Raw genomic sequence first — 26,936 nt, forward strand, 5'->3', positions numbered from 1 at the left:
GGGCGCCGTGCCGGGCCGGAGTCCCGGCCGCCCCTCCTCGCGCGAGATCGGCACCGCGCACGACCGCGTTCTCCCGTCCCCCGAGCACCCAGGAGATCTCATGACCATGCGACAGGACCCCGAACTCCCGCAGTTCACCATCCGTGTCCCGCAGGACGTCCTCGACGACCTGCGTGCCCGGCTCAGGGCGACCCGCTTCGCACCCGACCCCGGCAACGAGGACGAGGTGTACGGCCTGCCCACCTCCCACCTCAGACCCCTCGTCGAGTACTGGGCGGACGGCTTCGACTGGCGTGGCGTGGAGAAGGAGCTGAACACCTACCGCCACCACCGCCTCGACATCGGCGGCACGCCCGTGCACTTCCTCCGCGAACGGGGCAGGGGAGCGGACCCGGTGCCGCTGCTCCTGCTGCACGGCTGGCCCTGGTCCTTCTGGGACTGGAGCAAGGTGATCCGGCCGCTGGCCGACCCTGCCGCGTTCGGCGGCGACCCCGCCGACGCGTTCGACGTCGTCGTGGCCTCCCTGCCCGGCTTCGCCTTCTCCACCCCGCTCACCAACGCCGGCGAGAACTTCGTGACCATGGCCGACCGGTTCCACGAGCTGATGACCCGCGTCCTCGGCCACGAGCGGTTCGCCGTCGGGGCGGGCGACTACGGCGCGCTCGTCGGCGCGCAGCTCGGCCACAAGTACGCCGACTCGCTGTACGGCATCCACCTGGGCAACGAGATGCCGCTGAACATCTTCCAGGGCGACCGGTACTGGGACCTGACCGGCGGCCGGACGACGACCGAGGGCATGCCCGAGCAACTGCGCCGGGACGTCCTGGACTTCAACGACACCTACGTCTCACACGTCGTCGCCCACATGCTCGACGGCCAGACACTCACCCACGGCCTCAACGACTCCCCCGCGGGGATGCTGGCCTGGATCCTCAAGCGGTGGAGGAAGTGGAGCGACCCGGCAACCGACTTCGACGAGGTCTTCCCCGCCGACCACATCCTCACCAACGCGACCCTGTACTGGGCCAACCAGGCCATCGGTTCCTCCGTACGCGCCTACCGCAACGCCAACCTGCACCCCTGGACGCCCTCGCACGGGCGCACACCCGCCGTCGGGGCGCCCGCCGGCTTCACCTTCCTGCTCGGTGACGCCTCCCCGCCCGGAGTACACACCCCCGAAGAGCGCAGGGCGGCGTTCGGCCGGACCGGTTTCTACGGCGACGTCCGGGCGGTCAACGTGCACGGCAGGGGAGGGCACTTCGGCCCGTGGGAGAACCCGGAGGCATGGGTCCACGACCTGCGCGCCACCTTCCGCGAGCTGCGCTGAGCGGAACCGGACCGCCAACAAGCCGAGCAGGCCCGGGGGCTGCCCGGGACGGATGCGCGACGGTCGTCGCGGTCGACCACCACGACGTGCGGCCGTGTGCTGCGGCAGCCGCTCGGGCGCGTTCCGGTACGTCGACCGCACGGTCCCGTGCAGCGCCTTGCGCCGGGTCGCGACGCCCGCCGTCCCGTAGTGCCGGGCGACCGCGTATTCGCCGTGTGCCGGTGCGCGGTCGGGCCGGGAACCGCATCCGGCGAGCTGCGGCTGAACCCTCCAGCGCGCGAGCCCCGAGGCCGGAGCCCGAGGCGCGAGCCCCGAGCCCCGAGCCCCGAGTCCCGAGGCGCGAGGCGCCCGGTGGGCGGGGGCGGTGGGCGGTGGCCGGCACACCTCATCAGCGTGAACGCCGGTCCGGTCATAGACTGTCGCCAGGACGGCGCCACACGGAGGCGGAATGCCGACAAGCCATCGAGGCCCTGACCCCGCTGTCGGCCCACCCCTGATCCCCTTGCTGGGGCGGCGGACGGAGCGCGAGGCGCTCGATGGGGCGCTCAAATCCGCGCGTGCGGGGGAGAGCCGGGCCCTGGTGATCCGCGGTGAGCCGGGTGTCGGCAAGTCGACGTTGCTGGACCACCTGGTGCGACAGGCCTCCGACTGCCGCGTGGTGACCGTCTCGGGCGTTCAGTCCGAGATGGAACTCGCCTTCGCGGCGGTGCACCAGTTGTGTGCGCCGATGCTGGATCTGCTCGACCGGTTGCCGGGGCCGCAGCGCGACGCGCTCGGCACAGCGTTCGGCCTGCGCAGCGGGCCGCCGCCGGACCGCTTCCTGCTCTCGCTCGCCGTACTCGGCCTGATCGCCGCGGCCGCCGAGGAGAAGCCCCTCGTCTGCGTGATCGACGACGCCCAGTGGCTCGACCGGGTCTCGGCCCAGGTGCTCGCGTTCGTGGCGCGCCGCCTCACCGCGGAGCCGGTCGTCTGCGTCTTCGCCGTCCGCGACGCCGATGACGGCCCGGGCGACGGCGCGCAGGCCTGGGGCCTGCCGGAGATCCGGCTGGGCGGGCTGGACGACGAGGACGCGCGGAAGCTGCTGCGTACGGCGATTCCCGGCCCGCTGGACGAAAGAGTGTGCGAGCGGATCGTCGCCGAGGCCCGGGGCAACCCCCTGGCCCTGCTCGAACTGCCCCGCGGGTTGACGCACGCGGAACTGGCGGGCGGTTTCGGGCTCCCCGCCCCGCAGGCGCTCTCCGGCCGCATCGAGGACAGCTTCCGGAGGCAGCTCGAGCGGCTGCCCTCGGACACCCGGCAGCTACTGCTGCTGGCGGCTGCCGAACCACTCGGCGACCCGGTACTGGTCTGGCGCGCGGCCGCGCGGCTGGGAATCGGCGCGGGCGCCCTGGCCGCCGCTGCCGCGGCCCGTCTGATCCAGTTCGGCACCCGGATCCGTTTCCGCCATCCGCTCGTACGCTCGGCCGTCTACCGTGCCGCGTCGGCGAAAGAACGGATGTGCGCTCATGAGGCACTGGCCGAGGCCACCGACGCCGAGGCCCTGCCGGAGCAGCGCGCATGGCACCGCGCCCACGCCGCGGCCGCACCCGATGAGGAGGTGGCCGCCGAACTCGAGCTCTCGGCCGGGCACGCGCAGGCCCGCGGCGGCCTGGCCGCGGCGGCGGCCTTCATGCACCGCGCCGTCATGCTCACGCCCGAGTCCGCGCGTCGCGCGGAGCGTGCCCTGACCGCCGCCCACGCGGAGCAGAAGGCCGGCGCCGCCGAAGCGGCCCGTGAACTGCTGGCCGTCGCGGAGGCGGGCCCGCTCGACGAGCGACAGCACGCCCGGGCCGGCCTGCTGCGGGCCGAGATCGCGTTCACCGCGCACCACGGCAACCTCGCTCCGCCCCTGCTGCTCGACGCCGCCAAGCGACTGGAGTCGCTGGACGCCCGGCTGGCCCGCGAGACCTACCTCCAGACCCTCTCCGCCGCCATGTTCGCCGGCCGGCTGGCCCACGGCTGCGGTCTGCTGGAGATCGCCGCCGCGGCCCGTGCGGCACCGCCCGCACCGGGTTCCCCCGGAGCCGCCGACCTCCTCCTGGAGGCGCTGTCCCGGTACCTCACCGAGAACTCGGTCGCGGCGGCCCCCGCGATGAACCGGGCGGTGAACGCCTTCCTCGGCGACGGCGTCTGTGCCGAGGAGGAACTGCGGTGGCTGTGGCTCGCCTACATCACGGCCGTGGCCCGTTGGGACGGCGACGCGTGGCGCGCCCTTGCCGAGCGGCACGTCCGTCTCGCCCGCACGACCGGTGCGCTGTCCGTCCTCCCCCTCGCCCTGAGCTCGCGGATCATCGTGCACCTCTTCGAAGGCGAACTGCCCGAGGCCGCGGCGCTCAGTACCGAGGTGAGCACCATCACCGCGGTGACCGGGATGCAGATCACCGACTACGGGGCCCTCACGCTCGCCGCCTGGCGGGGGAGGGAGGCGGAGGCCGAGGAACTGGGCCGACGGGCCGTGAGCGAGGCGCGGAAGCGGGGCGAGGGCGTCGGGTTGACCGTCGCCCAGTGGGCGACCGCGGTGCTCCGCAACGGCCAGGGCCGTTACCAGGAGGCCCGCACCGCCGCCGCACAGGCCAGCGCCGACCCCCCGGCACCCGGAGTCGCCGCCCACTGGGCTCCGGCCGAACTGGTCGAGGCGGCCGTCCGGTGCGGTGACGCCGAACTCGCCTCACAAGCGCTTGAGCAGCTCATGGAGTCGACCGGGGCGAGCCGGACCGACTGGGCGCGGGGTATCGAGGCCCGCTCACGCGCGCTGGCCGAGCCGGGTGGGGACACCGAGGCCCTCTACCGTGAGGCGATCGACCGGCTCGGCGCGACCCGGCTGCGGCCGGAGTCCGCCCGTACCCACCTGCTGTACGGCGAATGGCTGCGCCGCGAGCGGCGCCGGGTCGACGCACGCGAACACCTGCGCCGCGCCCACGACGTGTTCACCACGCTGGGCATGGCGGCGTTCGCCGAGCGCGCGGCGCGCGAGCTGCGGGCCACCGGAGAGAGCGTCCGCAGACGAAGCGTCGAGGCCGGCGGCGACCTGACGCCGCGGGAACTCCAGATCGCCCGGCTCGTCGGCGAGGGCCTGACGAACCCGGAGATCGGCAGCCGGCTGTTCATGAGCCCGCGCACCGTCGAGTACCACCTGCGCAAGGTCTTCGCCAAGCGAGGCATCGCCTCGCGCACCGAGATCAGGACCGTGCTCGGCGACGACCTCTGAGGCGCGGACGCCGTGTGCCTCTCCTACGTCGTGGACCGACCGGTGTCGGAGGCGATCAGCCAGGCGACGAGGGTGCGCCAGCGATCGGGCTGGTCGGTGTCGCGCGGCCCGACGAGATAGATCTCCTCGACGAGGTCGTCGGAGCGCAGACCGTTTCGGGCGGCGAAGGACCCCACGGCGCCGTAGGTGAGGTCGAGATCGTCGTGCGGACCGCTGTGGACGGCCACGGCGGCCGTCCGCCGGGGCAGCCGGCGTTCCCGCACGGTCGCCGGTGCGCCGGGTGGCACCGGCTCGTCCGCCGGGAGGTAGACGGTGGCGCGGCCGTGCCCCTCGCTGAAGAGCCGGTGTTCGTACCGGCCGCCCGGCGGGAGCACCGGCCGTCGGCCGGCTGCCGCGTCCAGATCGCGCATCGCGCTGTCGTACCAGCTCAGGTCCGATCCGGGGGGAACGTCGAGGGACACGGCCAGGACGCGCTGAGGCGGCAGCACCTCAAGGGCCACCGCCCGCTCGGCCTCCGGGTCGAGGAGTTCCCGAAGCGCCTGGACCGCCCGCTGCGTGCGGCCGAGGCGGTCTTCGAGCCGGCGGAGGTGGGCGGCGACGACCTGCTGCGCCGCACCACCGCTCCCGCCCCCGCCGGCGGACTCGGCCTCGAGGAAGCGCCGGAGATCCGCCAGCGGGAGGTCGAGCTCCCGGAACCGTCTGACGGTCAGCGCCGGCCGGACCTGCGCGGGCGCGTAGTAGCGGTACCCCGTGGCCGGGTCGACCTCCGCGGGGACGAGGAGGCCCTGCTCGTGGTAGCGGCGCAGCGCGCGGATGCTCAGGTGCGTGATCCGGGAGAACTCCCCGATCGTCAGTCGCTCGGCCATGCCGCCCTCCTCGGGGACTCGTCCGGACCGGTGTCGGGTCGTGTTTCGGGTCGTGTTTCGGGTCCTGGCCTCAGACGCCGATGTCCAGCAGGGTGATCTTCCCCTGCACATCGCGCTCGAAGGCGAAGCGGAGGGTGACCGGGCTGCCCGGGAAGCCGCCGGACACTTCGGCGACTGCTTCGCACGCGGCGGCCGTGCCGGTGACCTCGCCGAGGGCGTAGCGCACGGACGGTCCCTCGTCGCGCCAGCGGCGGACCGCCGGGAGCCCGTGGTGGCTCCGGCCGTCGTCGTGTACCACCGAGTCGTCCCCGAAGAGCGCGAAGTAGCGTTCGCGGTCGGGATCGACCGCCGCGGCGAAGTACTCCTCGGCGAACTCCTGGATGTCCTGCATGCTCTTCTCCTGCGTTCTGCTGCTGATGGGGGGGCTCAGAGGGTGCGGACGGTGCCGCCGTCGACGATGTGCTCGCTGCCGGTCACCGCGCTCGCCCGGTCCGAGGCCAGGAAGGCGATCACCTCGGCCACCTCCTCCGGCTCGGCGGGCCGACCCAGCGGGATGCCGCCCAGCACCTTCATCAGGCCGCCGAGGGCCGCCTCCCGGGAGATGCCGTCCTCGAGCATCCGACGGGAGAGGAGACGCTCGGCACCGTCGGTGCGGATGAAGCCGGGGGCGACCGAGTTGACCCGGACACCGGCCGGTGCCACCTCGTTCGCGAGCCCCTTGCTGTAGGTGGCCAGGGCGCTCTTGGCGGCGGCGTACGCCAGTGTCGAGTCGTGCAGCGGCATCCGGCGCTGGATCGACGTCACGTGGACCACGGCGCCCGAGCCGCGGGCCGCCATCCCGGGAACCAGCGCGCGGTCCAGCCGGACCGCCGGGTACAGGTTGAGCGCCAGTTCCTGCGCCCACAGCTCGTCGTCCAGGGCCGCGTACCCGCCGGCCGGGCTCCGGGAGCCGCCCACGACATGCACCAGGATGTCCGGCACGCCGACCAGCCCGGTCACCGCCGCGGCCGCCGACGCGGCTCCCTCGGGGGTGGCCAGGTCGGCCCGCACGAAGAGGGGGTCGGGCGAATCGGGCGCCGTCCGGGCGATGGTGACCGTCCGCGCCCCGGCGTCCCGGAGCCGGCGTGCCGTCGCCAGTCCGGTGCCCTTGCTGCCGCCCGCCACCACGGCGACGCGTCCGTCGAGATCAGTTCCGTTCATGACCGCGAGGCTGGGGCCTCCCCCGGGGGGAGACTCAAGCCCGTACGACCGGGCTCGGCTGCCGGCGGACACCGCCGGGTGAAGCGCGGGGCCGCCCGGGCAGCGGAGTACGGCCGGTTCAGGCGCCGATGGCGTCCAGTTCCCGAACGGCGTCCGCGGGCAGCTCGAGCCGGGCGGCCAGGACGTTCTCGCGCAGGTGGGCGACCGAGGTGGTGCCGGGGATGACGACCGAGGTCGGTGAGCGCTGCAGAAGCCAGGCCAGGGCGACCTGCTGGGGTGAGGCGTCCAGCCGGCGTGCGACCGCTGTCAGGGTGCCGGACTGCAGGGGGGTGAACCCGCCCAGCGGGAAGAAGGACGCGAAGGCGATGTTCTCGTGCGCGGCACGCTCGACGAGCGCGTCGTCCTGGCGGTTCACCAGGTTGTACAGGTTCTGCACGGCGACGACCGGCGCGATGGCCTGCGCCTCGGTGAGCTGGGCCGAGGAGACGCCGCTGAGGCCGAGATGACGGATCACGCCCTCCTGCCGGAGCTCGGCGAGCGCGGTGAACTCCTCGGCCAGCGAGGTGTCGGTGGTGCCCTCGTGCGATGCGAGACGGAGGTAGACGAGATCGAGGACGCTCAGGCCGAGGTGCTCCAGGTTCTCGTACACCTGAGTCTTCAGATCCTGCGGGTCCAGGGAGCTGAGCCAGGAACCGTCCTCGCCGCGGCGGGCGCCGACCTTCGTGGCGATGCGGACCGGCTCGGCGTACGGATACAGCGCCTCCCTGATGATCTCGTTCGTGACGACCGGGCCGTAGAAGCCGGCGGTGTCGATGTGGGTGATCCCCAGGGCGACGGCCTCCCGAAGCACCGCGACCGCCCGGTCGCGGTCCTCCGGCGGGCCGAAGACCTGCGGGCCGGCCAGTTGCATCGCCCCGTACCCCATGCGGGTGATGGTGAAGCCGTCGGTCAGCTTCAGCGTCTCGAGGGTTGCCGGGGACTGCTGGTCACCGATGGTCACGGCTGCCTCCTTCGTCGCGTCGGCGGAGAGACCGGCACCTCACCCGTCAGTGGCCGGGGACCGGGGTGTCGGCCGGTCCGCCGGCGAAGTCGCTCGCGTCTGCGGGCCTTGCGGCGAGTGTCGTCGCCCGCACGGCCCCTCGCATCAGGGAGGTCCCCGGTCCGGTGCCGGAGGCCCTGGGGGCACACATGCCGGGCGCCGGCCCCCCGCACGGGCCGTACGGGCCGCAGTCGTTGCCGCAGTCGTGCCCACCCGCAGGACCGGTGGAGGGGGCGGCCCACCCCCGCAGGACCGGTGGAGGGGAGCGTGCCGACCGCAGGACCGGTGGAGGGGAGCGGGCCGACCGGGCAACGGCCCGGCACGACGGGAAGGACCGGGGGCCGCGGCCGGGGCGTGACGGATGCGGGCGTCCCACGGCCGGCAGCACCCTGACGGCACGGCAGTGCGGCAGCCGGCCGGCTGCCGCCACCGGCCCGAACACGGAGGAGTCGTGCCATGACCGTCGAGTCCGCACCCGACATCGTTCTGGAACCCGCTTCCCAGCAGCTCGCCGACGCCACCTCGCAGCCGCCCTTCCTGTACGAGCTCGGCGTGGAGAAGGCCCGCCGGGTGCTGGACGACCTCCAGGCCGCACCGGTCGGGAAACCACCCGTCGACTCGGAGTGGATCACCGTGCCCGCCGACGCCGGCGACGTCCGGGTGCGTGTCGTCCGTCCGCGGGGAGCCACGGGGCCGCTGCCGGTGGTGCTCTACATGCACGGCGGCGGCTGGGTCCTCGGCAACGCCGGCACCCATGACCGGCTCGTGTGCGAGCTCGCCGCCGGGGCGCGGGCCGCCGTGGTGTTCGTCGAGTACACCCGGTCTCCCGAGGCGCGCTACCCGGTCGCCGTCGAGCAGGGTTACGCGACCGCCCGGTGGATCGTGCGCCATGGCCACGACCACGGCCTCGACGCGGCCCGCCTGGCGGTGGCCGGTGACTCGGTCGGCGGGAACATGGCCGCGGCGCTGACACTGCTGGCCGAGGAACGCGGCGACGTCCGCTTCGTGCATCAGTCGCTGTACTACCCGGTCACCGACGCGGCCATGGACACCGGCTCCTACGCCCGGTTCGCCACCGGCTACTTCCTGACCGCCAAGGCCATGGAGTGGTTCTGGGACGCCTACCTGCCCGACGTCTCACGCCGCGCGGCCATCACGGTCTCCCCGCTGCGGGCGAGCCTGGAGCAACTGGCCGGACTGCCGCCCGCCCTGGTGATCGTGGACGAGGCCGACGTACTGCGCGACGAGGGCGAGGCGTACGCCGCCAGGCTCCGGGCCGCGGGCGTCGCCGTGACCGCCGTCCGCTACGCCGGAATCACCCACGACTTCATGATGCTCAACCCGCTGAGTGCGACGCACGCCACCCGGGCGGCCGTCGCGCAGGCAGTCGCGGCACTCCGCGGCGCTCTCGGCACCACCGGGGAGTAGCGGCACCGGATACTTCCGCCGGCTGCCGCGCGGCCCGTGGCGGCCGCGCGGACGGACCGCGTGAACGGACCGCGTGAACGGACGGCGTGAACGGACGGCGTGAACGGACGGCGTGAACGGACGGCGTGAACGGACCGCGCGGACGGACCGCGTGAACCGCGGGGTCCGCCGACCGTTCGAACGGCCGGCTCCGGCCCACGACAGCGACCGGCTGCGAGCTACGACAGCGACCGGCTCCGAGCCGCGACAGCGACCGGCTCCGGCCCACGACAGCGACCGGCTCCGAGCCAGGACAGGAAGGCAGGGCACACATGACGACGACGGCAGAGGACGTCGACCTCCTCGTCGTGGGCGGCGGCAAGGCGGGCAAGACGCTCGCCATGGACCAGGCCAGGGGCGGCAGACGCGTCGCCATGGTCGAGCGGGGCATGATCGGGGGCACGTGCATCAACGTCGCCTGCATCCCGACCAAGACCCTGGTGGCCAGCGCCCGCGCCCGCAGGACCCTGGGGCGCGCCCGCGACCTCGGGCTCGTCGTGGGTGACGCGGGCGGTGCGGGGGTCGACGCCGGACTGCTGCGGGACCGCCGGAGCGAGGTCGTCGACGGCATGGTCGCCCTCAACCACAAGCAGTTCCTCGACTCCGGCATGGACCTGGTGATCGGGCAGGCGCGGTTCGTCGCCGAGCGCACGGTGCGCGTCGCCCTGCGCGACGGAGGGACCCGTGTGCTGCGCGGCGCCGAGACGGTCGTCAACACGGGGACGCGCCCGCGCGTCCCCGCCGTCCCGGGCCTGGCGACGGCGGGGGCGCTCACCAGCGAGACGCTGCTGCGGCTCGAGCGGATTCCCGACCGTCTGGTCGTGCTCGGCGACGGTCCCATCGGGCTGGAGTTCGCGGACATGCTCGCCGCCTTCGGCAGCCGGGTCACCGTGGTGAGCCCGCACACCCGGCTGCTGCCGCGCGAGGACCACGAGATCGCGGCCGCCGCCCTGGACATGCTGACCGGCAACGGTGTCGCCCTCGTGTTCGGCGGGAAGGCCACGCGCGTCGACCGGGACGGCGGCGGCGAGGTGACCGTGACGTTGGCGGACGGCCGTGAACTGGCCGCCGACGACATCCTCGTCGCCGTGGGACGCGAGCCCGTCACGGCGGAACTGGACCTGCCCCGGGCCGGGGTGGCGCTCACCCCGGGCGGCTTCGTCGAGGTCGACGAGCACCTGGCCACCACCGCGCCGCACACCTGGGCGGCCGGCGACGTGGCCGGCAGCCCCCAGTTCACCCACGCGTCCCTGGACGACTACCGGATCCTCAAGGAGAACCTGCGCGGCGGCTCCCGCTCCACCCGGGACCGCCTGATACCGCACACCACGTTCCTCAGCTTCGACCTCGCCCACGTCGGCCTCACCGAGGAGGAGGCCCGCCGCCGGGGGCACGCCGTGCGCATCGCCCGGCTGCCCGTGTCGGCCATCCCCCGGGCACGCACGACCGGGGAGACACAGGGGCTGTGGAAGGCCGTCGTGGACGCCGGCACCCAGCGCGTCCTGGGCGCCTCGCTCCTCGGCCCGGAAGCCGGGGAGACCATCACCACCGTGCAGACGGCCATGCTCGCCGGCCTGCCCTGCACAGCCCTGCGCGACATGGTGATCACTCACCCCACCATGGCCGAGGGACTCAACCTGCTCTTCGCGACCCTGACGGACGTCTGACGGGCGTCTGACGGACCTCTGACGGACCTCTGGCGGGCGTCTGGCGGGCGCCTGGCGGACCTCTGGCGGGCGCCTGACAGCCCCGCGCCCGGCTGCAGCCGAACCGGCTCGCCGGACACGGGGTTGGACATGAACGCGAACATGGACTTGGATATGGCGTTGGACAGTGTGTCCAATTCACTTTTGGAGTCCTGTGACGGCGCCACCGTGCGCCTTGGCGGGGGAATCATGGGAGCGGGATGACCGTGACTGCTGGTGGAACTTCCAGGCCGACCCTGCTCCTGGTGCACGGGGCGTGGCACGGCTCCTGGTGCTGGGACGGGCTGAGAGCGGTGCTGGACGCCGACGGCTGGACGACCCGTACGGTCGACCTGCCGAGCGCCGGCCGGGAGGCCGGGGTGCGGGACGACGCGCAGGCGGTGCTCGACGAACTGAAGCGCATCGACGGCCCGGCGGTGGTGGTCGCGCACTCCTACGGGGGCATACCCGTCACCCAGGCCGTCGCCGAAGCCCCGGACGTCACACGCCTGGTCTACCTCGCGGCCTACCAACTCGACGTCGGAGAAGGTCTCCTGGCGTACCACGGCGCACCCGTTCCCCCGGACCCCGGCGGCTTCCAGCCGGTACCGGACGGTCCGGTGCCGATGTTCTACGCGGACGTGCCGGGGCCCGAGGCCGCTCGGGCCGCCGAGCGGCTGGTGCCGCAGAGCACGCGATCCTTCAGCGACACGCTGACCCGGGCGGCCTGGCGCTCGGTCCCGTCGGCGTACGTCGTCTGCGAGCACGACCGGGCGCTGCCACCGCAGTACCAGGAGGAGTTGTCCGCCAAGTCCGACGTGGTCCACCGCGTCGCGAGCGGCCACTCCCCGTTCCTGTCGATGCCCGTGGAGCTCGCGGCCCTCCTCGCGGAGATCGTGCTCGGACCGTTCGACTGAATCCCCTGGCCGGAGTGATCGTCCCAGCGGTCGGCGCCCGGCGGGAACCCCGCCGGACGCCCCCGCTGCGGCGCATCCGACGCGGTGCCGGTACCGGGTGCCGACATGCGGTGCTGACACGCGGTGCCGACACCGGGGCGGGCCACGCCGCACGGCGGTACCCGCCGTGCGGCCGCTTGTCCGGCACCGTACGGGCGGGACGCAGGATCTCCGTGAGGCCGTCCGGTCGGTTTGCCTAGGATGGCCGCATGGCTTCCACGACGCGACGACGCTCCACCGCGGCAGACCGGAGGGCTGTGCTCGAGGGGCGGATCCTGTCCGTGCTGGAGGAGCTTCTGTGCGGTGGTGTGACGTACACGGAGCTGAGTGTGGAGCAGATCGCGCGTGCCGCGGGCATCTCCCGTTCCACGTTCTACCTGTACTTCCGTGACAAGGTCGATGTGCTTCTCCGGTTGAGCGGTTCGCTCAAGACGGAGAGTTTCGCGATCGCGCAGTCCTGGCGCCCCTGCGGCCCCGACGGCGGAATCGACGGGCTGGCGCGTTCCTACGAGCTGATCCTGCGGCACTACCGCCAGCACACGGCCGTACTGTCGGCGATCAACGAGGTGGCCGCGTACGACCCTGCGGTCCGGGAGGCGTGGACGGCCGATCAGGACCGGTTCATCGACAACACCGCGGCGGTCCTGGAGGAGGAGCAGCGGGCCGGGCGCACACCGGCGGACGTCGACCCGCGACTCGCCGCCAGGTTGATCGTGCAGGGCGGCGGGCAGGTGATCGCCCGGCAGGTGGCGGACGGCGACGGAAGCGACGACGCCCTGGTCGCCCGCGAGCTGGCCCGCGGCTACTGGTACGGCGTGTACCGCCGTCCCGGGGGCCGGACGGGCGACTGAGCCTCAGGAGGCGGCATCACCGGGGCGGTCCGCGGTGGCATCGCCGGAGCGGTCAGCGGTGAGTGCCAGGGCGGTCAGCGGTGAGTGCCAGGGCGGTCGCCACGAACGCGGCCGTCGGGGCGTGGGAAGCGCCGTCGGGCCGGCCGAGGACGAGCCGGGTGGCGGGACGGTCCGTCACGGGTACGGCGACGGCGGAGCGGCCGAGTCGGTCGGCCGCGCTGGAACCCACGATCGTGATCAGACGGCCGAGGGCGACGCGGTCGACGATCTCGTCGAGGGCGACGGCCGGGCACTGCGCGGTGAAGGGCTCCTCGACGGCCAGTTCCCGAGTGGTCACGGCGGGTCGCCCGGCCAGGCGGTGCCCGGCGGGCAGCAGTGCGACGGCCCTCTCCTCACCCACTTCCACGGTGTCCAGGCCGTCCAGGTCGTCGGTGTCCGCACACAGCAGTGCCACGTCCGCCGTGCCGTCGCGCAGTGCCGCGGGCTGGTCGTGGGTGAAGAACATCTCGGCGTCGGCGTGGTGGGCGCGCAGCAGGTCCGCGAGCAGGCCGGACCCCGTTCCCGGCTTGACGGCGATCACGAGCGCGGCCGGCGGCACGGCACGCCGGGTGCGGTGCAGACCGGTGGCGAGGGAACCGCGCCGGGACGCCCGGGAGACCGGACCCGGACGGTCCGGGACAGCCGAGGGCGCGCAGGTGCCGCACAAGAGGCCGCGCCCGCCCACTGCCTCCGCCATCGGTGCGCCCTGGTCGCCCAGGGCGGGAAGACCGACCTGGCCGATCTTCCCGTACAGGTGGCTGCCCTTCTGCGGGACGGGGCCGGATGTCCGTGGCGGAGCTCAGCGGAGGATGCCGGTGGCGGTCTTCCACAGGCGCTCGGCGTTCGCCGCGTCCAGCGCGTACCGCGCCACCGCGGGCACCCCGAGGGCCGTGGGCCGGGCGTCGACCACGGGGGCTTGGGCGACGTCCTCGAAGTAGCGCCCGCCGACGCCCTCGACCAAGGGGGACGCGGCGAGGAAGACGGAGGTGGCAGCCCCCTGCTCGACCGTCTTGCGGTACGGCTCGGGGGTCCTCAGGCCCCCGGTGTGCCGCTGGAGGTTCGTCGCGATCGCCCCGGGATGCAGCGCGTTCGCCCTGATGCCCTCGGCCGACCAGCGGCGGTCCGCCTCCACCGCCAGCAGGACCTCCGCGGTCTTGGACTGGCCGTAGGCGGTCAGGGCGTCGTAGGGGCGGAAGCGGAAGTCGAGGTCGTCGAAGACCACCGGCGAGAACAGGTGGCCGCTGGAGGACACCGTCACGACGCGGGCACCGCCGGCATCCGCCAGCGCCCCGTGCAGTCCGACGGTGAGCGCGAAGTGGCCCAGGTAGTTGGTGGCGAACTGCTGCTCCTGGCCGCGCATGCCCCGCTCGAGCTCCGGCGGCATCATGATCCCGGCGTTGTTGACCAGGATGTGCAGCGGACCGCGCCAGGCGCTGGTGAACGCGTGCACCGAGTCCAGGTCCGCCACGTCCAGGCGGGCGGTGCGCACCGCGTCGTTCCCCGTCCTCTCCCGCAGGGCGGCGGCGACCTCCTCACCCGCGTCCGGGCGCCGGACCGCGAGCGTGACCTCGGCACCGGCGGCCGCCAGCGCCCGGGCGGTCTCCACCCCGATCCCGGAGGTGGCCCCGGTCACGATCGCGCGCCGGCCGGCGAGGCCGACGCCTTCGATCACCTCGGAAGCGGTCGAGTGCCGGTCGAACGGGCTCTTCACTGGCTCGGACAACGGGCTCTCCACTGGCTCGGACATGGAAGACTCCGGATTCCCTCGGTCGGAAAGGCAAAAGGCAATGGGCTCCGCCCACCGTGCGGCAGCGGCCGCGGACCGGCCAGGCCCCCTCGAGACTGGGACCGCCAGGGCCACCCGGGACCGGGAACAGGGCACCTACGCTGAACGCATGGCCACCGAGGACGCCAACACCCTGGGCAGATACCTGCGAGCCCGCAGGGAACTCGTCACGCCCGCTGCCGCAGGCGTGCCCGACCTGGGCAACCGCCGGGTTCCCGGGCTGCGCCGCGAGGAGGTCGCGTTTCTCGCCGGGGTCAGCTCCGACTACTACGTCCGTCTGGAGCAGGGCCGCGACCGGCACCCTTCCGAGCAGGTCCTGCACGGCATCGCCCGCGCGCTGCAGCTGGACGGGGACGCCACCCGGTACCTGCTCCGGCTCGCCGAGCCGCAGAGCCCGAGACGCAGACGCGCCCGCAGACCGGAGAAGGCCGCCGAGGGAATCCGCACACTCATCGGCACCTGGCCGCTGACCCCGGCCTACGTGCACGGCAGGTACATGGACGTACTCGCCGCGAACGGCCTCGCCGTCGCACTGTCGCCGTTCAACGCGCCCGGGCACAACGGCATCCTCGCCGCGTTCCTGCAACCGGAGATGCGCGAGCTCCATCCGGACTGGGAGGACATGACCGCCCGTATCGTCCCGTACCTGCGCTCCGTCGCCGGTGCGGAGGTCGACGACCCCCGGCTGGTGGAGATCGTCGGGGAACTGTCGCTGCGCAGCGAGCGCTTCCGGGCCCTGTGGGCGAGGCAGGACGTCAAGCACAAGACCAGCGGAACGAGCCGGTTCGACCACCCCCTGGTCGGCCCACTCGAACTGCACTACGAGAAGCTGCTGGTCCCGGGCACCGGCGGGCAGACCCTGGTCACGTACCACGCGCGTCCGGGCAGCGAGTCGGAGGACGGCCTGCGCCTGCTCGCAGGCATGGCCGCCCCCGAGCAGGCCGTCCCTGAGCAGGCCGTCCCCGAGCACGCCGTCCCCGAGCACGCCGCTCCCGAACACACCGCTCCCGAACACACCGCCCCCGAGCAGGCCGCTCCCGAACACACCGCCCCCCGCACGGCGGGCCGGGTGATGCGGGGCCATCGGCGGGGCGACGTGACGGACGGCTGAGGCGCGCCGGTGTCCGTCGAGCGCGGGGTGCGGAGTCCCGCGTCGACGATCGGCATGGCCCGAGACCCTTGACCGCACCTCACCGCACCTCACCGCGCCGCGAAGTGCCGTGCCGGTCCGCGCGGCGCCCGCGAACCGGGGCCTCGCGGTGCGTGCCCGAGCACGCCGGTGAGCCGCGGTCGGGGTGATGACCATGACCTCCTCCTCCGCCGACCGGGGGCGGCCCGGTCCGGGCGCGGCGGCGCCCGCATCCGTGCCGCTCCCGGGCACGACCTCCTGGTCCGGGTACCGCCTACTCCGCCCGGCGCTGCGCGCGCAGTGTCTCCAGAAGACGCAGCCAGACCTCGCCGGCCGTGGGATAGCTGGGCACGACGTGCCACAGCGTCGGCAGCGGGACGCGGCCCACGATCGCCGTGGTCGCGGAGTGCACGAGTTCGGCGACTCCGGCGCCGACGAACGTCGCCCCCACCACCAGATCGCCGGCCCGGTCGATGACCAGCTTGGCCCGGCCTCGGTAGTCCGGGCGCATGACATAGGTTCCGGCGAGCGCGGCGAGGTCGTACTCCACCGTCTCGACGTCGAGGCCCGCCCCGCGTGCCCGGCGCTCGGTCATTCCGGCGCTGCCGACCTCGGGGGTGGTGAAGACGACCTGCGGCAGCCCGGTGTGTCCGGCCGCCGCGGACGGCAGGTCGGCCGAGCCGCCGGCCCGCAGCGCGATGGCCTCTCCGGCGATACGTGCCTGGTACTTGCCCATGTGGGTGAGGAGCGCGCGTCCGCACACGTCGCCGATGGCGTACAGCCACGTCCCGCCGGCCCCCCGCACACACTGCTGGTCGTCGACGTCCAGATACCCGCCGGGCGACACCCCGACGGTCTCCAGGCCGATGTCGCCGGTGTTCGGGGTGCGCCCGGTGGCCGCGACCACCTCGTCGGCCACGAGGACCGTGCCGTCGTCGAGGGTCACGCTCACCTCGCCTCCGTGCACCCGGCCCTCGCCCGTGTCCCGGGCGTCGGACCGCTCGACCCGGGACAGACGGCGTCCCGGGAGCAGCCGCACGCCGCTCTTCCGCAGTTCCTCGCCGACGATCTCCCCCGCGAACGGCTCGTTCCGGGCCAGCAGCCGCTCCCCGCGGTGGACGACCGTCACCTCGGCACCCAGCCCGTGCAGCCAGGTGGCCGCCTCGCAGGCGACCACGCCCCCGCCCATGACGACGACCCGGCGCGGCACCTCGCTCATCGTCGTCACATCGCGCGACGTCCACGGCAGCGCGGCGCGCAGGCCCGGAACATCCGGTACGGCCGGGCGGGACCCGGTGTCGACGACGACGGCGTGCCGGGCCGTCAGCGTCCTGGTCGAACCGTCCGGTCGTGTCACCACGATCGTGCGCTCACCGGCCAGGCGCCCGTAACCGCGCACCACGTCGATGCCGGTGTCCAGCGCCCACTTCACCTGGGAGGCGTCATCCAGCCCGTTGATCACAAGGTCTCGCCGGGCGAGTACCCCGGCGGCATCCAGCCGCGCCGACACCCCGGGCAGGTGGGTCGCCGCGTCCACCACCTCGACGGGCCGGAGCAAGGCCTTGCTGGGCATACAGGCCCAGTACGAGCACTCGCCACCGAGCAGGTGGTCCTCCACGAGCACCGAGGACAGGCCCGAGTACCGGCTCGCGTACTGGGCGGCGTTCTCGCCCGCGGCGGCTCCGCCGAGGACGACGACGTCCCACTCCGAGCGATCCGGGTCCACCGCCGCAGTCATGAGAACCTCCCCGGTCGTCCCGCCGCCGAGACGGCGATGAGCGGAGCGCGGTGAGTACCGGTACCGCGGAGACCCCGTCGAACACGCCGATGCCGACGCAGGCCGGAAACCCGGCCCTGCGGCGGGAGCGCTCCGGACGGGCCGACAAGGCGGTCCCGGTCCCGGCGACCTCCTCGATCCGGTACGGATCGAAGCGCCGACCGAATCCCGTTGCCCCGCCGGGGACGCCGGCGGCAGCCGTGTCGCGCGGCCTCCGACGGCCCGTCCTCCTGCTCGTGCGGGAGCCGGGAACGCTCGCAGAGGTGTCGCGGCCGGGCTCCGCGGCCGGTCCGGTCCGGCCGGTCCGGCCGGTCCGGCCACGGCGAACGTGGGCGACGGCGCGCCCCGGGGCCTCCAGCCACAGCGGGGCGTACTCCTCCGGCGCACCGGTTGTGAACCCGGCCCCGGACCCGGATGGCCGCGGACGGAAGCCGTCTGCCCGACGCGGTGATCCTCGTGGCGGAGGCCGCTGTCAGCGCCCTCTCCCCACCAGCGGTGATGAACGCCATGACGTGCTCCTCGTGTGAGTGCGAGCGGGGGCGTGCATGCGGGCAGCATGGCCCCACCGCGTTCCCCCTCGCATCCGTGGACACCCTGGCGGTGCCCCGGTGTCTCGTTCAGGCGATCGTTCTCGCGGCAGATGACCGCCGGCCAGGACGCTGTGAGCCAACGGCCCGCGTCTGCAGCAACGCTGGGCACCGGATGCGGGGAGTCCGCACCTGGTGCTCGATGCGGACCTGGACGGCTCCGTGGCTGATCGCGGCGATCTCGAAGAGCGCGCTGCCGGGGGCCTGGAGCGGGAGACGGGGCGGTGGCGGGTGTTCTCAGAGTTCCTCGAGCAGGGCAGGGTTGACGATCGAGACGATCTCCTCGACCTCCTCCCGTGTGACGGCGGGCCAGAGGAACTCCCGTGCGCTCCGGTACTTGGCGGCCAGCCGGGCCCGGTTCCCGTCGGACAGTCGGGCAGCGCGGTCGGGTCGGCTGTTGTGGGCGTTGTCGGCGATCTTGACGAGGGTCGCACCGCGGTTGCCGGTGATGTGACGGATCTTGTCTGCGTAGGAGATGCCGGGCCGGTTGGTGACGGTTTCGACGATGTCCACCACACGGTTCGGGACGCCCATGGCTCGGAGCCGGCCCGGCGTGCAGTCCGTGTCCTCCAGGACGTCGTGCAGCAGGCCCGCCATCTCCAGGTCGGGGCCGAACGGGGCGAGCCCGGCGGCGACGGCGCGGACATGTTCCACGTAGGGCACACCGATCTTGTCGACCTGTCCCGCGTGTGCCTGGTCCACGAAGGCGTCGACCTCTGCGACTGTCACCATGCCGTTCCTTGTCACCCTTCTGCCGTCCGTTTCTCTGCGGATGGAACCACTGGTCTCACAGCGTGTCTATCAGTCCGCCGATGCCGGTCCAAGGCGTCGCGGGCGGGACTGCGGTGTCCGGTGGGCGTGGCCTTCCTGCGGATGACGCCGGCGTGGCCGCGGCGGCTCGCCGCAGGTGGGAGGTCCACGCGCACGCGCCGGTTGACGCTTCCCCCCCTGAGGCGCTCGGCCCACGCCTGGTCGAGCCGGATCTTGCCCCCGCGTAGCGGGCAGCCGGTGCTGTCGCATCGCCGCCGCTGGCGGCCGAGGCAGCCTCCAGGGGGAACGGCTTCAGCAAGGCTCGCACCCGGCAGGGCCATCGGACGGTGCAGGGGGCGGGCTCCGTCGCATGGCGTCGACGTCCGGTGTGGTCGGTGGCTGGCGATCACCAGTCGGCCCGGGGTAGTGCCGATCTGACCCACCCGACCGCCCGGTGCGGAGACGCGTGCGTGTCGAGGCCGAGCACGTGGCGCTTCCGAGCGTGCCCCGCGGCCCGCTGACCCGAGGGTTCCGGTGGGAGTGCCCGCCGGAACGCGGATGGACGATCACTGCACGCGGGTCGAGGCCAGACGCCGGACGACGGCCACCCAGAAGCCGGGCACGGCCGGCAGGAGACCACGGGGCCGGTCAGCACGATGCTGAGAAGATGGTCAGGGCACGGGGGTGCAGTCGTGGCCATGACGTCAATTGCGAGTGGACCGAGTCCGTCGCCCGCTCGATGCTCGTCATCGTCTGACACCTGCTCAGCGATCCCGATGCCCGCTTCCACGACCTCGGATCCGACTACCACCTGCGGGTTCTCGATTCCGCCGCCCGGACACGTACGCCGAGGACGCCTCCCGCGTACGCACCGGCACCGCTCCACGCGCCATGGCATCCCTGCGCAACCTGGTCATCGGTGCTCTCCGACTCGCCGACCACACGAACATCGCCGCCGGACTCCGCCACCACACCCGCGACGCCAACCGTCCACTGATCACCCTCGGCGTCACGTGATCAACCAGGACACCTCACCTGAACGACACGGCTGCAGCACCGAGGCCTCCGCCCCCCTCCCGTCAGATGCGAGCCCACACCTGTCGCACGTCATGGCCGAGCTTGTCGCTGATCGCACTGAGTTCGTCGCTGTTCAACTCGGCCCTGTCAGGATCAAGGATCTTGATCTCGAAGCGGGCGAACCCGCACGGTCGGTCATATACCAGATCATTCAGTGTGGTGTGGAAGTCGCAGCAAGGCATGCGAATGTCGAGATTCGAGAAACCGGCGCCGTCGTAGGCCCCGTCCATCTGGGGCATCCACCACTCGCGGATATCGAGTCGGCTCCCGCACCGGGGGCACGAAATGGTCTCCAGGTCGGCTCCGGAATTCACGAAGGCGGGCAGAGTGTGCCAGCGCACCTCGATCTCTCCGCCCGCCCTCGGGCACAGCTCGTTCAGCAGTGCAGCCGAGCCGTCACCTGCGGCCTGATCCGGCTGCCAATCCGGGTCGGTCGGGATGACGGAGAGGAAGGTTTCACTCAATGTGGATCACTCGATTCGTGGCGTCGGGACAGTGTATCCGCTGCTGTCGCGGTGGGGCCGGCCTTGGCGGAGAAACCAAGCCAGCCCCACCAGGATCTGTGAATTACGTTGCCGGTGTGTACACGAGGTTGATCCAGTCAACGCCGTTGTCGTCGAACAGCTTCGTCATCGCGTCGTACGCTTCCTTCTCGGCGACGTTCCAGCGGATCGGCGTGCTGGTTTTGCCGGCCTTCACGGCATCTCGCTGACGTTTCGCCTGGTTCACCAGTTCCGACGGCATATCGAGCCATGGCTTCTTCACGAATTCTCCGTTCTCGACGAAGTTCGCGTACCCGGGCCCCTTGGCGTCCAACAGGGTGCCGTCCTTGTATCCGTCGAACTTGACGAAACCCCTGGGGTTCGGGGTGCCGTGAATCACGTATCCGAAATCCTGCGGAACTCCGGTGATCTGGTATTCGTACTTGATGGCGGGAGCCTTCTTGCCCCCTTCCTTCACCACCTGCCAAGCGCCGGGGCCGCCGAGGACGAGCCACCTGCAGACGGTGACGCCGCCTCCGATGCCTGCGGCATAGGCGGTGACGGTGAAGGCGGCGGTTCGCACTGCCCCCTTCGCGCATCCTTCCTCGAGATCTCCGAGTGCCTTCGCGCCGATGCCGGCGATGACCTCGTCGGATACCTTCAGAGCGCGCAGGCCCTTCCAGGCGTCGGTGAAGCCGGTGCCGGTCCTGGCGGCGGCGTCGAGTGCCTTGACGGCGTCGGCGAGAGCCCCGAGCGGTTTGCCGACCGGAGCGAACATGGCGGCGCTCCAGGCGCATGCCGACTTGGAGCCGTGGTAGCACTTGACGGCGTCGCCCAGGATCAGGTCGTACAGGATGCTGCCGAGGGTGTCGCCGAAGAGGTTCTGCCAGCCCAGGCGGGTGATCTCGCCGGCGCTGAAGTGGTGGGTCCACTCGACGTCCTTGGCTGTGACCGGCTTGCGGTCGAGCCACTTCCACGCCTGCTTCGGGCAGCCTGCGGGGGTGGCGAGGGCGCTGCCGTCCGTGCACAGGTAGAAGTCGGCGACCAGGTCGACGGTGACCTGGTAGGTGACGGTGCAGCCCTGGAGGGTGAGTGTGCAGTCGTTGAGCTGCTTGCCGGAGACGATCTCCGACTTGTCCTCGTCGATGACGTAGAACACTCCGCCGACGCCGGTTCCGCCCCCGGTCGAGACCTGCTTGTTCGCCTCCTTCCTGGCAGTGTTCTCCGCCGCTTCCTGGGCCTCCTTCGCGTACTTGGCGGCGTCCTCGGCGGCCTGTTCTGCTTCGGTCGCCGCCTGGTCGGCGCGCTGGGCTGCGGCGCGGGCGTCCTTCGCGGCCTGCTCGGCCCGTGAGGCGGCCGCGCGAGCCGCCTCGGCGTCGAGTGCGGCCTGGTCGGCGCTGTCGCGAGCGGAATTGGCGTAGCCCTCCGCACGTCCGGCGGCCTTGTCGGCGGCTGACGCGTCCTGGGCGGCTGCGTCGCGGTAGCCGATGGTGCGGGCCAGTGATGTCGACGCGGCTGCGGCGTAGTCCGCGGCCTCGGCGGCGTATCCCAGCGCCTGCTTGGCCGCAGCGTGCGCGTTCGCCGCGTGGCCGGCTGCCTGCGCGGCCCACTGGTAGGCGGCCTTCGCGTCCCCGGTCGCCGTGTCGGCGAGAACCCGGGCCTGTGAGGCGGCCTGCTTCGCGTTGTCCGCGTGGGCCTGTGCGACCGCCTGCTGCTGTTCGGCGATCGTCTTCGACGCCTGCGCCGACAGTACGGCCAGCCCGGCGGCGCTGTCGGAGGTTACGTAGGGAGAGCCGAGCTGGATCGCGTCGTTGGCCGGCTTCGCCACCTGCAGGGCCGCCTGGCTGGCGTCGTTGGCGGCCTGGGCGGTGATGTAGGCGTGTCCGGCGGCGTCTGCCGCCGCGGAGACGGCGGTTGCTGCCTGCTTCGCGGCCGCGTCCGCGTTCTGGCGCGAGGTGTCCGCGTGCTGGGAGGCCTCGTCGGCCAGCTCGACCGCGGTGCGTGCCGACGAAGCGGCTGACTGCGCGGCGTCGATGGCGTCCGCTGCCGCGGAGGTGGCGGTCTTCACGTCCGCGTCGGCTCTAGCCTTGGCGGCCTCGGCGGCGTGGGCGTCGGCGCGGGCCCGCTTGGCAGCGGCCTCGGCACGGGTGGCCGCCGCGTCCGCGTCCGCCGCCGCCTTCGTCGCGGCATCGGCCTCGGAACGTGCCTTCCTTGCCGCCGCCTCGGCCGTGGTGGCCTGCGCGTCGGCCGCGTCGGCTGCCTTCCGCGCCGCGGTCGCCGCGTCCGAGGCGTCCAGCGAGTCGGCGTAGGCGTCCTTGGCGTCCGCCTTCGCACGGGCCGCTGCGGCTTTCTGCTCGGCGTCCCACGCGTCGTCCCGCTTCGTCATCGCGTGGTCGCGGGCCTTCTCCGCCTCGTCACGCTTGGTGGCGGCGGTCGCCCCGGCCCGTTCGGCCTTCGCCTGCGCCTGCTGCGCCGCCGTCGCCTGCGCCTGGGCGTTCCTCTGGTGCTGGGCGGCCTCGGCTTGTTTGGCGGCTGCGGTCTCCTTCTCCGCCTTCGCGGTCTTCTCCTCCGCCTCGGCGGCCAGTCGCTTGGCGTGGGCGGTGGCGGCCTGGACCTTCGCGTCCGCCTCGGCCTTGGTCGCGTCGGCGAGCTTCGTCCCGGCGGTGTCCCGTGTGGTGCGTGCGTTGTCCTTCTGCACCTCGGCCGCGTCCATTGCGGCCTTCGCCTGCTCCTCCGCCTCCTTGGCGGCCGCGAGACGGAACTGGGCCTTCGCGTTCGCGGCGGCGGCTCGGGCACGGTCCATCACGGTGGCCATGTCTCCGGCGGACGCCCTGGTGGCCGCGTACGCGGTCTCGGCGGCCTTGGCCATGGCGTGCAGTGCCGCCGCCGAGGCCTTGGTGACCTGGGCCTTCTGCATTCCGGCGATGAGGCCCCGGCCACGGGGAACGCCCATCTTGTCGGCCTTGCGGTATGCCTCGGCCAGGTTCAGGCCCGTGTCCTTGACGGCCTGGTCGGCGGCCTTCACCTGAGCGTTGACGACATCGAGCTGCTTCTTGGCCGCCGTCCGGGCGTTCACCACGGCAGTCTTGGCCTTGGTGAACTCGGCTTTGCCCGGGTACCAGGGGATGTCGGTGCCGTTGTGGCCGGTGGGCGCGACGTCGAGTTGCTGCGGGCCGCTGCCGTTGCACGTCCACAGCCAGGCGTTGTAGCCGTTGTCGTACTTGTGGACGTCGAGACACTTGTCCGTGGCCTCGTTGCGCAGGCTCGTCGTCTTCGTCGTCGAGTACGTCCACTTCTGCGCCGGTGTCCCGTTGCAGGAATGGATCTGGATCTTCGTGCCGTTCGCGGACTTGGCGCCGGCCACGTCGAGGCACATGCCGGAGCCCAAACCCCGGACCGTGCCGTCCTCACCGAGGACCCACTTCTGCGCGGCGGTGCCGTTGCAGGTGTGGATCTGCACCGGGGTCCCGCTGGTCTTCTTGCCCCCCTCGACGTCCAGGCACATGCCCTTCGCGGCATGGAACTGCACGACGACGGGCGAGTCACCGATCCAGCCCTTCCCGCCCGGGCCCCAGTAGTCCTGCCACTTGGTGGCGTAGTCGGCGATCCAGGACTGCCCCAGCGTCTCGCCGAGTGCATAGGCGCCGGTGGACAGCGCGCTGGTGGCCTTCGCGTTCGCGGTGAAGATCCACTTGCGCTGGGTGGCCTGGTCAGCGATCTCCTGCTGCCACTCGGCGTGCGCCGTCTTCAACTCGGCACCCAGGACCCGGTTGGGGTCGGGGAGGTTCTGCCAGCCGCACGCCGCGAAACGGGACTTCAGATCCTCGACGGCGACACGGAACTCGGGTGTGCCAGCAGCGGGCGCACTTACGGGGAAACCCCCGGAGGCCAGGAACATGCGGGCGTCGTCCGCCCACACCTGCCGCGGGGGTGTCTGGGACGCGTACTTGCGCCACAGCTTCCAGCCCGCCTGCTCCGCCGCGTTGCCGCCGGTGCTGTACCGGCTGTCGCCGAGCTTGATCAGGGCGTCGACCGTCTTCTGGTCGGCTGCCGGGGCCGGATCGATGAAGAAGAAGGAAACCTTCGCGTACGAGGACCAGACCCAGGGCAGTAGGCCGGTGTTCTTGTAGATGTCCCACTGGCCGCTGGGTTTGCCCGGGTAGTCCTCCAGCCCGGACACGGCGCTGTTCCAAGCCGAGGTGCGGTCCTGAATCCTCTTCTGCCAGGCGTCCGCCGTGTTCTCGTCCTGGGTGAACGCCTTCGCCACGGGCGAGTCCGGGTACGCCCGCGACGCCTGCTTGTGCAGGTCCTCGGGTGACAGGGGAGGTTGGCCGAGGGCCTGCTGGGCGACGGCGAACATGTGCGGTCCGCCCGTGCGCAGCACGTCGGCCATCAGGCACTGGTCCTGGCGCAGTTGTGCGGCCGACTTCATGTCGTAGCCGTCGTAGGAGTCGGCGACGGTCGCCGTGTGCGGCGCCCGGGCAGCGCCTGGTGCGGGGTGGACGGCGACGGTGGCGAGCAGGGCGAGGGAGGTCAGGGAGACGACCGGCGCCGTCAACCTCCCTACCCACTTGAGTTGTCTGCCCCGTTTCGGTGGCTTACGCAGCACGCGTATCCCTCTCTGCTGGGGGGTGGCTATTTGCAGCGCCCCGGGGAGGGATGACGAACAGGCCCCGCGAGGTAGCGGGAACCTGAGGTGTTGCCCGGCGCCTCCCCCGGTGCGCCCACTTGGCCGACGCCCAGACCTGCTGGACCTGGTCAGGGTCCTGGTGGGCGCCGAATGCACCATAGGCACACCCCTGATCGCGGGAGCAACAGGCTTTTGTGTAAGGGTAGTTACCGATGGTCACCGATCGCCATGCGGTCGTGGAGGCTGTGGACCGCGGTGTCTGTGCGTTTTCTGTGAGCAGTCGGAGTTTCACCGCTGACTCACCGAACCCGCGCATCGAACACACTTCGTCACCATTGAGATGGACGTCACAGCGTCGCGACTGCCCTCCGCTGCGGTGGGTGGATCTCCGAGGGGGTCTGCGAGTGCCCGACGGCCAGGGCGCCGTCGGGTTTCTGGAGCGTCGCTGCCCGAGCGGGTGGCGCTTCGCGGTGTGACGGCGAGGACGGCGGTGCGGCACCGGATCGGGCCCCTGTCTGGCCGGTCGCCGGTTCGGTCCCGCGGTCACCTGGGTGGCAACTGGCCGGGGATGGCGAGGTCCACCGCCGCCCAGACGGTCTTGCCGCCGGGCGGGTACGACTCCGTACCCCAGCGGTCGGCCAGCGCGGCGACGAGGAGGAGGGTCGCGACCGGATTCGGCCGCCTCGTCCGGGCGGGACGACGACGCGGTGGAGGGCGCGGGATGCGGTCGCCGCGCGCGTCGCTGACCGCGATGCGGAGGGTGCGGGCGTCGGTGTCGAGAGCGAGGGCGAGGCGGAAGTCGTGGCCTCCGCCCCGGCCGTGCAGGGCGGACCGTGCTGGAGCGTTCGACGCTGCCGCCGGCTCACGTGTGCCGGGAGACGGCCGATCTTCCCGTGCTGTCAGAAATGGTCGACGGTGTCCCCCTTGGGTACCTCGTAGCAACCGGATGTGACCTGGATACCGAGGCTTGGAACGGTGCGGCTGCTGTAGGCGACGATCCAGACGCTCACCCTCCCGGAATCGTTGTCCGCGATGAGGTTCAGGTTCTTGTTCGAGCTGTTGTCTCGATACGAGTCTTTGATCACCCAGCCGCCGGTACTCAGCTTGGCCTTCAGGTTCGCCATGGCGATGTCGTTGTCGGCTCTGGCGTCAGGCTTGAAGTTCCAGGGGTGGTAGACGTGGAAGTACGTATCTGTGTCTTTGCCCTGGCACTCCTTGACACCGGGGCCGGGCTCGGAGGCTTTGCCGGGAACGCCGGCGAAGTCGTAGATATGGCTGGAGACCTCTTTCACCTTGGCGACCACTTCGTCGGTCGTGGCCGTCCCTCCGTAGGGAACTCCGGACGCTGATTGCTCGGACCTGCCCACCTTGCCGCTGGGGGAAGCGCTGGAGCTGCTGTCAGTCATGGCACATCCACTGAGGAGAAGACCGGTCAGTACGAGCGCCAAGGGGGTGCCACCCCGGCGGTGCCTGCGAGAGGACGGGAGCAGAGCACGGAGCATGTGATTCCCAGGTGCTTTCTGGTGGTTCGGTGAAGGTGCATTGCATGAGAGTGCGGTTCGGCTGGTCTGCCACCGGGGAGTTGTGAGCACGCCTGCAGGCGACGCCGGTGAAGGCGAGGAGGGCTCGACCTAGCGATCGATCGTAGCGGCGGGGGAGTCGGCGGCGGCCGGAGAGCCGGGCAGCGGTGCTATCGATGGTCCAGCGGTGTCGGCCGAGTCGCCGCTCGACGATCCACGTGTCGGCAGGCCGCCGGCCTCAAGGAGCAGCCCCGTGGTCAGCGGCCCGTTCTGCGCTGCGCGTCGAACCGGCGCAGCACCCGTACCAGACGCCACGTTCCGGCCATGGCTCCGAGCAGTGCACCTCCGACCAACACGTCTTTTCTCACTGAACCGGAGATGTCGAAGGCCAGCGCGAGAGCCAGAGCGACGGCGAAGACCGCCGCGGCCAGCGCGGCGGCGGTCACGAGGGCGAAAACGATCTCCACTGTCATTGCGTCCTTCTCCCACCGCGACTCACGCCCCATGTCCATGCTGCAAGT

20 protein-coding genes are annotated in these 26,936 nt (G+C 72.2%); 8 read left to right on the plus strand and 12 right to left on the minus strand.

The window, feature by feature from the left end:
* Nucleotides 1-100: 100 nt before the first annotated feature.
* Both ACL02U_RS02570 and ACL02U_RS02575 read left to right on the plus strand, forming a co-directional pair.
* A complete protein-coding gene (locus ACL02U_RS02570) occupies nt 101-1,327 on the plus strand; it encodes an epoxide hydrolase family protein (RefSeq protein WP_412788915.1) in 1,227 nt (408 codons plus the stop codon).
* A 448-nt stretch (nt 1,328-1,775) separates the two neighbouring features.
* On the plus strand, nt 1,776-4,574 hold the full coding sequence (locus ACL02U_RS02575) for a helix-turn-helix transcriptional regulator (protein WP_412788916.1): 2,799 nt from the start codon (nt 1,776-1,778) through the stop codon (nt 4,572-4,574).
* A 23-nt stretch (nt 4,575-4,597) separates the two neighbouring features.
* Here ACL02U_RS02575 and ACL02U_RS02580 read toward each other — a convergent pair whose 3' ends face one another.
* The 4 genes from ACL02U_RS02580 to ACL02U_RS02595 form a co-directional block, all read right to left on the minus strand.
* A complete protein-coding gene (locus tag ACL02U_RS02580) occupies nt 4,598-5,440 on the minus strand; it encodes a MerR family transcriptional regulator (protein WP_412788917.1) in 843 nt (280 codons plus the stop codon).
* A gap of 70 nt (nt 5,441-5,510) precedes the next feature.
* Nucleotides 5,511-5,831 carry a nuclear transport factor 2 family protein gene (locus tag ACL02U_RS02585; RefSeq protein ID WP_412788918.1) on the minus strand — a complete coding sequence of 107 codons (321 nt, stop codon included), beginning with the start codon at nt 5,829-5,831 and terminating at the stop codon, nt 5,511-5,513.
* A 35-nt stretch (nt 5,832-5,866) separates the two neighbouring features.
* A complete protein-coding gene (locus ACL02U_RS02590; RefSeq protein ID WP_412788919.1) occupies nt 5,867-6,640 on the minus strand; it encodes an SDR family oxidoreductase in 774 nt (257 codons plus the stop codon).
* 118 nt (nt 6,641-6,758) lie between these two features.
* The gene (locus ACL02U_RS02595) at nt 6,759-7,634 is read right to left on the minus strand and encodes an oxidoreductase (protein ID WP_412788999.1); all 876 of its coding nucleotides are present in this window, start codon (nt 7,632-7,634) and stop codon (nt 6,759-6,761) included.
* 501 nt (nt 7,635-8,135) lie between these two features.
* On the opposite strand from ACL02U_RS02595, the gene ACL02U_RS02600 reads away from it, so the two are divergent.
* From ACL02U_RS02600 to ACL02U_RS02615, 4 genes are all read left to right on the plus strand, one after another.
* On the plus strand, nt 8,136-9,107 hold the full coding sequence (locus ACL02U_RS02600) for an alpha/beta hydrolase (protein WP_412788920.1): 972 nt from the start codon (nt 8,136-8,138) through the stop codon (nt 9,105-9,107).
* Between the two features lie 311 nt (nt 9,108-9,418).
* A complete protein-coding gene (locus tag ACL02U_RS02605; RefSeq protein WP_412788921.1) occupies nt 9,419-10,813 on the plus strand; it encodes a dihydrolipoyl dehydrogenase family protein in 1,395 nt (464 codons plus the stop codon).
* 239 nt (nt 10,814-11,052) lie between these two features.
* Nucleotides 11,053-11,748 carry an alpha/beta fold hydrolase gene (locus ACL02U_RS02610; protein WP_412788922.1) on the plus strand — a complete coding sequence of 232 codons (696 nt, stop codon included), beginning with the start codon at nt 11,053-11,055 and terminating at the stop codon, nt 11,746-11,748.
* Between the two features lie 248 nt (nt 11,749-11,996).
* The gene (locus ACL02U_RS02615; RefSeq protein WP_412788923.1) at nt 11,997-12,638 is read left to right on the plus strand and encodes a TetR/AcrR family transcriptional regulator; all 642 of its coding nucleotides are present in this window, start codon (nt 11,997-11,999) and stop codon (nt 12,636-12,638) included.
* Between the two features lie 52 nt (nt 12,639-12,690).
* Here ACL02U_RS02615 and ACL02U_RS02620 read toward each other — a convergent pair whose 3' ends face one another.
* Complete coding sequence (locus ACL02U_RS02620) at nt 12,691-13,374, minus strand: LysR substrate-binding domain-containing protein (RefSeq protein WP_412788924.1); 684 nt, start codon at nt 13,372-13,374, stop codon at nt 12,691-12,693.
* A 102-nt stretch (nt 13,375-13,476) separates the two neighbouring features.
* Nucleotides 13,477-14,400 (minus strand): SDR family NAD(P)-dependent oxidoreductase, encoded by a 924-nt coding sequence (locus ACL02U_RS02625; protein WP_412788925.1) that lies wholly within the window; start codon nt 14,398-14,400, stop codon nt 13,477-13,479.
* 172 nt (nt 14,401-14,572) lie between these two features.
* On the opposite strand from ACL02U_RS02625, the gene ACL02U_RS02630 reads away from it, so the two are divergent.
* Nucleotides 14,573-15,574 carry a helix-turn-helix domain-containing protein gene (locus tag ACL02U_RS02630; protein WP_412788926.1) on the plus strand — a complete coding sequence of 334 codons (1,002 nt, stop codon included), beginning with the start codon at nt 14,573-14,575 and terminating at the stop codon, nt 15,572-15,574.
* 292 nt (nt 15,575-15,866) lie between these two features.
* Here the strand turns inward: ACL02U_RS02630 and ACL02U_RS02635 are convergent, their stop codons facing one another.
* Nucleotides 15,867-17,330 (minus strand): dihydrolipoyl dehydrogenase family protein, encoded by a 1,464-nt coding sequence (locus ACL02U_RS02635; protein WP_412788927.1) that lies wholly within the window; start codon nt 17,328-17,330, stop codon nt 15,867-15,869.
* Nucleotides 17,331-18,193: 863 nt separating this feature from the next.
* Nucleotides 18,194-18,688, minus strand: coding sequence for a phosphohydrolase (locus ACL02U_RS02640; protein WP_412788928.1), 495 nt, complete (start codon nt 18,686-18,688; stop codon nt 18,194-18,196).
* A 909-nt stretch (nt 18,689-19,597) separates the two neighbouring features.
* Here ACL02U_RS02640 and ACL02U_RS02645 point away from each other — a divergent pair.
* Nucleotides 19,598-19,723 carry a hypothetical protein gene (locus ACL02U_RS02645; protein ID WP_412788929.1) on the plus strand — a complete coding sequence of 42 codons (126 nt, stop codon included), beginning with the start codon at nt 19,598-19,600 and terminating at the stop codon, nt 19,721-19,723.
* Nucleotides 19,724-19,785: 62 nt separating this feature from the next.
* Here ACL02U_RS02645 and ACL02U_RS02650 read toward each other — a convergent pair whose 3' ends face one another.
* The 4 genes from ACL02U_RS02650 to ACL02U_RS02665 form a co-directional block, all read right to left on the minus strand.
* On the minus strand, nt 19,786-20,247 hold the full coding sequence (locus ACL02U_RS02650) for a hypothetical protein (RefSeq protein WP_412788930.1): 462 nt from the start codon (nt 20,245-20,247) through the stop codon (nt 19,786-19,788).
* A gap of 103 nt (nt 20,248-20,350) precedes the next feature.
* Nucleotides 20,351-24,823: a ricin-type beta-trefoil lectin domain protein gene (locus tag ACL02U_RS02655; RefSeq protein WP_412788931.1), complete on the minus strand. Its 4,473-nt coding sequence runs from the start codon at nt 24,821-24,823 to the stop codon at nt 20,351-20,353.
* 971 nt (nt 24,824-25,794) lie between these two features.
* Complete coding sequence (locus ACL02U_RS02660) at nt 25,795-26,301, minus strand: hypothetical protein (RefSeq protein ID WP_412788932.1); 507 nt, start codon at nt 26,299-26,301, stop codon at nt 25,795-25,797.
* Between the two features lie 371 nt (nt 26,302-26,672).
* Nucleotides 26,673-26,927 (minus strand): DUF6332 family protein, encoded by a 255-nt coding sequence (locus ACL02U_RS02665; protein WP_412788933.1) that lies wholly within the window; start codon nt 26,925-26,927, stop codon nt 26,673-26,675.
* Between the last annotated feature and the right edge of the window lie 9 nt (nt 26,928-26,936).

Origin of the sequence: Streptomyces sp. MS06 (assembly GCF_047200655.1) — a bacterium.
In the GTDB taxonomy this organism is placed as follows: Bacteria; Actinomycetota; Actinomycetes; order Streptomycetales; family Streptomycetaceae; genus Streptomyces.